General features: G+C 55.8%; 9 protein-coding genes. 4 read left to right on the top strand and 5 right to left on the bottom strand.

Features of this window, described 5'->3' with window-relative positions; all coding sequences use genetic code 11:
• Positions 1 to 72 precede the first annotated feature (72 nt).
• The 3 genes from ycgZ (at position 73) to QMM04_RS20405 (ending at position 1093) form a co-directional block, all read left to right on the top strand.
• A complete protein-coding gene (ycgZ, locus tag QMM04_RS20415; protein WP_021506325.1) occupies positions 73 to 318 on the top strand; it encodes a regulatory protein YcgZ in 246 nt (81 codons plus the stop codon).
• 164 nt (positions 319 to 482) lie between these two features.
• The gene (locus QMM04_RS20410; protein ID WP_058769661.1) at positions 483 to 773 is read left to right on the top strand and encodes a hypothetical protein; all 291 of its coding nucleotides are present in this window, start codon (positions 483 to 485) and stop codon (positions 771 to 773) included.
• Positions 774 to 826: 53 nt separating this feature from the next.
• A complete protein-coding gene (locus tag QMM04_RS20405; protein WP_021506323.1) occupies positions 827 to 1093 on the top strand; it encodes a biofilm development regulator YmgB/AriR family protein in 267 nt (88 codons plus the stop codon).
• 31 nt (positions 1094 to 1124) lie between these two features.
• Here the strand turns inward: QMM04_RS20405 and QMM04_RS20400 are convergent, their stop codons facing one another.
• Both QMM04_RS20400 and QMM04_RS20395 read right to left on the bottom strand, forming a co-directional pair.
• Positions 1125 to 1325, bottom strand: a complete 201-nt coding sequence (locus tag QMM04_RS20400) for a hypothetical protein (protein WP_104186835.1) — start codon at positions 1323 to 1325, stop codon at positions 1125 to 1127.
• A gap of 193 nt (positions 1326 to 1518) precedes the next feature.
• Positions 1519 to 1818, bottom strand: coding sequence for a hypothetical protein (locus tag QMM04_RS20395; RefSeq protein ID WP_072208616.1), 300 nt, complete (start codon positions 1816 to 1818; stop codon positions 1519 to 1521).
• Positions 1819 to 2099: 281 nt separating this feature from the next.
• On the opposite strand from QMM04_RS20395, the gene QMM04_RS20390 reads away from it, so the two are divergent.
• Complete coding sequence (locus QMM04_RS20390; RefSeq protein ID WP_282996885.1) at positions 2100 to 4451, top strand: phosphoketolase family protein; 2352 nt, start codon at positions 2100 to 2102, stop codon at positions 4449 to 4451.
• A gap of 47 nt (positions 4452 to 4498) precedes the next feature.
• Here QMM04_RS20390 and QMM04_RS20385 read toward each other — a convergent pair whose 3' ends face one another.
• From QMM04_RS20385 to QMM04_RS20375, 3 genes are all read right to left on the bottom strand, one after another.
• Complete coding sequence (locus QMM04_RS20385) at positions 4499 to 4621, bottom strand: hypothetical protein (RefSeq protein ID WP_255412066.1); 123 nt, start codon at positions 4619 to 4621, stop codon at positions 4499 to 4501.
• Positions 4622 to 4699: 78 nt separating this feature from the next.
• Positions 4700 to 5485 carry a hypothetical protein gene (locus QMM04_RS20380; protein ID WP_282996884.1) on the bottom strand — a complete coding sequence of 262 codons (786 nt, stop codon included), beginning with the start codon at positions 5483 to 5485 and terminating at the stop codon, positions 4700 to 4702.
• Entirely contained in the window at positions 5485 to 5682 is a 198-nt protein-coding gene (locus QMM04_RS20375; protein WP_282996886.1) for a hypothetical protein, read from the bottom strand. The genes QMM04_RS20380 and QMM04_RS20375 overlap by 1 nt, the downstream gene beginning before the upstream one ends.
• Between the last annotated feature and the right edge of the window lie 82 nt (positions 5683 to 5764).

The raw sequence follows: 5764 nt of genomic DNA, 5'->3' as shown, positions 1-5764 counted from the left end.
ACAGATTTTGAAAAACTTGTACAACTTAGCCAGAACATTTTTCTGACAATTTAATGTTAACGGGAGTCACTTATGCGCCAGAACGGATACACTCCGAACTCAGTCGAGGCGATTGCCAACTATTTTAGCAAAGCCACGCTGCCTTCGCAGCAGGAGACGCTGGGCCAGGTCGTGGTCGAAATCCTGCGTGAAGGCCGTAATCTGAACCGTAAATCGCTGTGTACTAAGCTGCTGCGTCGTCTGGAGCTCGCTTCTACCACGGAAGAAGAGCACCATTATCACCAGCTGATTGGCCTGCTATTTGAACGCGAGAGCTGAGAGCGAAGCGAAAGCGTCCAGGTTGTACACACGAAAACGCCATTCTGATAACGTATCACTGCATGTATGACTTGTGACGGGCTGTATCGCGCCGCAGGATAGCGGCGCTGTTTTTCTGTCGCGTTCCCGGTCGGGGCAGGCAGCATGCAGAGATTTATTATGATATGAACAGAAGCGAACACCAGACTCTTATTGATGAGATCATCGGCGAAGCGGCGTTAACGCTGCTGCAGCGCTCCGGGCCGGTCACCACCCAGGCGTTGCTTGATGAGCTCCACATTATGCAGCAGCAGGCCAGCGATGATGCGCAGGCGGCTGCGATTCGCACGGCAATCGATGAAGTCCGGTCGAGCATGACGGCTGGACAAAAGCGGCGTGGCGAACAATCGGATCGCGATAATGTGCATCCGCTGTTTGGCCACAACGGTCAGGGTGGCGGCAGCCGCAAGCACTGACTGACAGTTAAATTATAATCTGACTGTATTGCTCACAGTACGGGAAAAGAACGATGTCGGAGAATCACTCTCTCTATTCTGCGCTGCCGGACACGGAACTGGCGGCGCATTTTCGCGATGCCGGAGTGGCATTGAGTGAAGAAGCCGCGGTACTGAATGATGTCATTCGTAGCGTGCTGGCCAGCGAAGGCCGCGTCAGTAACAAATCCATCATTCTTTGTCTGATTATGGCGCTGGAAGCGACACAGGATGAAGCGCAGGCAAGTGTGCTGCGCAGAACGCTGGAAATAGTGGTGGGTTATACGCCAGACGACGCCTGACGCAGAGGTCCCCGCGCAGGCGGGGATCGGTTCAGTGCATAAGATCTGCCAGTAGCCTTATTGCGGCATCGCAGCGATGCCGGAAATCCTCATCACGCGCGTCTGCTTTCATCGTATGCAGCACCTGCGTCACGTCATGTATCCTGAACACGCTACCTTCCCTGATAAATTCCGTCACCGCGCTGCCTATCAGCGCATACAGATCCGGTGCAGGACGGTTAACTTGTTTCACGTCACCTCCGGGACTTGTATATCCGTACAGTGTTACACAGATGATAACAACCCAACACCTTTTTCTGCTGTGAGTGAAAATGGCACAGGTTATTCGTCAGACAGATTGCCAGGTGTTATCACGCTGCGCGAATAGTAATACGCTGCTGAAGCAGATTCATGCAACTAAAAAATGGTTGAGCATACCGATAACTCTATTTTAACGCTGCGCTTATTGCGCCCGGAACATTCACCGACACGCTGCGCGGCGGGCGGGAATTATCGCGCCTGCTGCGACCGAGATTAAATTTATGCAGCCAGCTGCGATACTGTCTGATTAATTCCTGTGCATTTTTTTCATCACTGGCGCGACAAATAAACAGCTGGCTCATGGTCTGGTGCTCAGCCGCCGTGGCGTAGATCTCGCAGGTCATCTCGCGTTGCTGCAGTTCAATCGCCGTAAAATGTAACTGCGGCCACTGCTGCAGTCGGTTAGCGAACATTTTGTAGTCCATTTTAGGATCCTTTTATTTTTCTATTTTCTACTGGTATTACCTGTAGAAGGCACAATAGACCAAAAGTGAAAAAGCGCCAGTTTTGCGGGTCACGACCCATTAAATAGTGCACAAAATGGAAAAAATATTTACGTGTACAGCTTTTACCGCTGCGCTTATATTTTCGTGAAAGATTGAATAAGCGCAGCGGTTAATAGCAACAGTGCAGAAATACCGTCTGGCTCGCAGCATCGCCTATCCTCTATTAGGGTTAACTGATGGCTAACCAAAGGAGAAGAGGCATGACCAATCCGAGTGCCGCCGACGAACTGGCGCTGATCGATCGCTACTGGCGCGCCGCCAATTATCTGTCCGTCGGGCAAATCTACCTGATGGCCAACCCGCTGTTACGCGAACCACTGCAGCCCGGGCATATCAAGCCACGTCTGCTCGGCCACTGGGGTACCACGCCCGGCCTGAACTTTATCTATGCGCACCTCAACCGCATCATCCGCCAGCGCGAGGTGGATCTGCTGTACGTCTGCGGCCCGGGGCACGGCGGGCCGGGGATGGTGGCGAACAGCTGGCTCGAAGGCAGTTACAGCGAGATCTATCCGCACGTCAGTGAAGATGCCGCCGGTATGCAGCGGCTGTTTAAGCAGTTTTCGTTTCCCGGAGGCATTCCCAGCCATGCGGCACCAGAAACGCCGGGCTCGATTAATGAAGGCGGCGAGCTGGGCTATTCGCTGTCGCATGCGTTTGGCGCGGTTTTCGATCATCCGCAGCTGATCGTACCCTGCGTGATTGGTGACGGCGAAGCCGAAACCGGGCCGCTTGCCGCCAGCTGGCACGGCATCAAATTCCTCAATCCGCAGCGTGATGGTGCGGTGCTACCCATTCTGCATCTGAACGGCTACAAAATTGCCAACCCGACGCTGCTGGGGCGCAGCAGTGATGACGATCTGCAGCAGCTGTTCAGCGGTTACGGTTATGAGCCGCTGTTTGTCTGCGGGCACGAGCCGGCCGACATGCATCAGCAGATGGCGGCAGCGCTGGATAACGCGTTTGATAAAATTGCCGCTTATCAGCAGCAGGCGCGTAGCGGCCAGGCAGAGCAGGCGATCCCGCGCTGGCCGATGATTGTGCTGCGCAGCCCGAAGGGCTGGACCGGCCCGAAAGAGGTGGACGGTAAAAAGGTGGAAGATTTCTGGCGTGCGCATCAGGTGCCGGTGGCGGCGTGTCGCGAAGACGCGTCGCATCGGCAGGTGTTAGAGCAGTGGCTGCGCAGCTATCAGCCGGAGGATCTGTTTGACGAGGCGGGTAAACTCAGGCCGGAACTGCGTGCGCTGGCGCCGCAGGGGGATAAACGCATGAGCGCCTCGCCCTATGCCAACGGTGGCCGGCTGCGACGCACGCTCAACACGCCGGACATCCGCGAGTTTGCGCTCGACACCGGCGCGCCGGGCAGCCAGCGCGGCGAAGCCACTAAACAGTTCGGCCACTACCTCAGCGCGATTTTTCAGCGCAACGCCGATAACTTCCGTCTGTTCGGGCCAGATGAGACCGCATCGAATCGCCTGACGCCGGTCTTTGACGTCACCAGCCGCAGCTGGATGGCGGACATCGAACCGTATGATGAGCAGCTGGCGCGTTACGGCCGGGTAATGGAAATTCTCAGCGAGCACCAGTGTCAGGGCTGGCTGGAGGGCTATCTGCTGACCGGACGACACGGGCTGTTTAACTGTTATGAAGCCTTTATCCATATTGTCGACTCGATGTTTAACCAGCACGCCAAATGGCTAAAGGTGGCGCGCAAACTGGGCTGGCGCCAGCCGATCTCGTCGCTCAACTATCTGTTGTCTTCACATGTCTGGCGTCAGGATCACAACGGTTACAGCCATCAGGATCCCGGTTTTATCGATCACGTGGCGAATAAAAAGGCGGATATCGTGCGCATCTATCTGCCGCCGGACGCAAACACCCTGCTGTGGGTGGGCGATCACTGTCTGCGCACCTGGGATCGCATCAACGTGATTGTCGCCGGCAAGCAGCCGTCACCGCAGTGGCTGGACATCGACAGCGCCATTGCCCACTGCGAGGCGGGTATGGGCGAATGGCGCTGGGCGAGCGATGACGGCGAGCCGGATGTGGTGATGGCCTGCGCCGGCGATGTGCCCACCATGGAGACGCTGGCGGCGGTGGATCTGCTGCGAAACTATCTGCCCGCGCTGCGCATTCGCGTGGTCAACGTGGTGGATCTGCTGGCACTGCAGACGCAGCAGCAGCACCCGCACGGCAAGTCGGAAGAGGATTTCGATGCGCTGTTTACCCGCGACAAACCGGTGATTTTCGCCTTTCATGGCTATCCCAGCCTGATTCATCGTCTGACTTATCAGCGCAGCAATCACGCCAATTTCCACGTGCACGGATTTAACGAAGAGGGCACCACCACCACGCCGTTTGATATGACGGTGCTCAACGAACTGGACCGCTATCATCTGGCGCAGGCGGCGATTTTGCATGTGCCGGGCCTGGCCGATCGCCATCCTGAATTGCTCGACGACCTGCAGCAGCGCATCGCGGAGCACCATCGCTATGTGCGCGAATACGGTGAAGACGTGCCGGAAGTACGTAACTGGCTGTGGCCGGGCTAACCCGACCCGGGCGCGAAAAAAAACCGCCTGAAAAGGCGGTTTATGGTTTATTCGGCCTGTTTATCCCCGGATTCAGGCGCGCTGGTTTCGTCATCTTTCGGCTTCTGGTCGGGGCTGTTTTTACGCGGATCGTAATCCGGCTGGTCGCCGTGAACGGGACGATCGGTCATTGTATACTCCTTAACGGTTACCATGTGAACCCGCGCCACCGTTGCCAGCTGCGCGGATGTAAAGGGTGGCTGCGCGGCTCAGCCCGGAACATTCTGCCGCTTCTCTGTGTGCTGATGTTTCCCCATAGCCAGTGCGCTGGCGCTGGCCGGATCGAACAGCGACAGGCTTTCAATCTGGTCGACCATCAGCACCTTACGGAACTCCAGCGCGCTTTTGGGTTTGGAGACAAAGCTAATCTCGTGCTGGTGATACCAGCGACTGTAGTTATGCTCAATCGCCAGATTCAGCGTGCGCGAATCGCGGTAGCCGCTGAGCATCGGAATCAGCACGATATTGGCGGTGCTGGGATATTCAAAGGTGGCAGCGTGAATCATGCCGATGTAGATACGGCGCGATTTCAGCGTGACCCATGCCAGTTCGCCTTCTTCCATGCAGTGCAGCAGCAGTTGTTCAATACCGTTAGAGCGGGACAGGCGCTGATATAGTTCTTTGCGACTGCCGGCGGTCAGCCGCGCGCTGCCGGAATTGGAACGATACACACAAAACAGCACGGCAAACGCCAGCATGATCACCACCGGTGCCTGAATGCCGAGAAAACTCCATGTCCTGAAATCGACGTGCCAGCGCGCATGGAGATCGGCAGACAGCGCCAGGCTGTTATTGATGGCCGAGGCCGCCAGCAGTAGCAGCCAGACCAGGCCGGTGGCGACCACGCCCTGAACGACAAAAATGCAGCCGTACAGCGCAATAAGAAAATAGACGTCCCAGCCAAAGGAGCGTTTTATTTTCAGGCGGCTGGACATATCGCGACTGGTGTACCAGTAGCCGCAGACCATCAGCACCATAAATATCGCGGTTCCCATCAGATATCCTTTAAGCGCTTAATATGATCGGCGAAGTCCTGCTGTACCTGCGGACTGAGGGGATTAACCGAAGCGTTACCGTCTTCGTCAATAATAATCCGGTCACCTTCCTGAATGGATTCACGAATCTCCTGGCGGCTCATCACCTGCAGTAATGATTCCGGACTGGAAAAAAGAGAGGTAAAATAGCGCAATATCACGTCAGGCTGTTCCTGTAAGGCAATAAATAGTTAATTGATCATATAACGTTTTCTGCCAGATTCAGGCGGTTTCAGAGTT

The organism is Pantoea sp. Pa-EAmG (genome assembly GCF_030024295.1).
Classification (GTDB): domain Bacteria; phylum Pseudomonadota; class Gammaproteobacteria; order Enterobacterales; family Enterobacteriaceae; genus Pantoea; species Pantoea dispersa.
The sequence above is the reverse complement of the archived record's forward strand: the minus strand, read 5'-3'. Positions and strand labels throughout refer to the sequence as shown.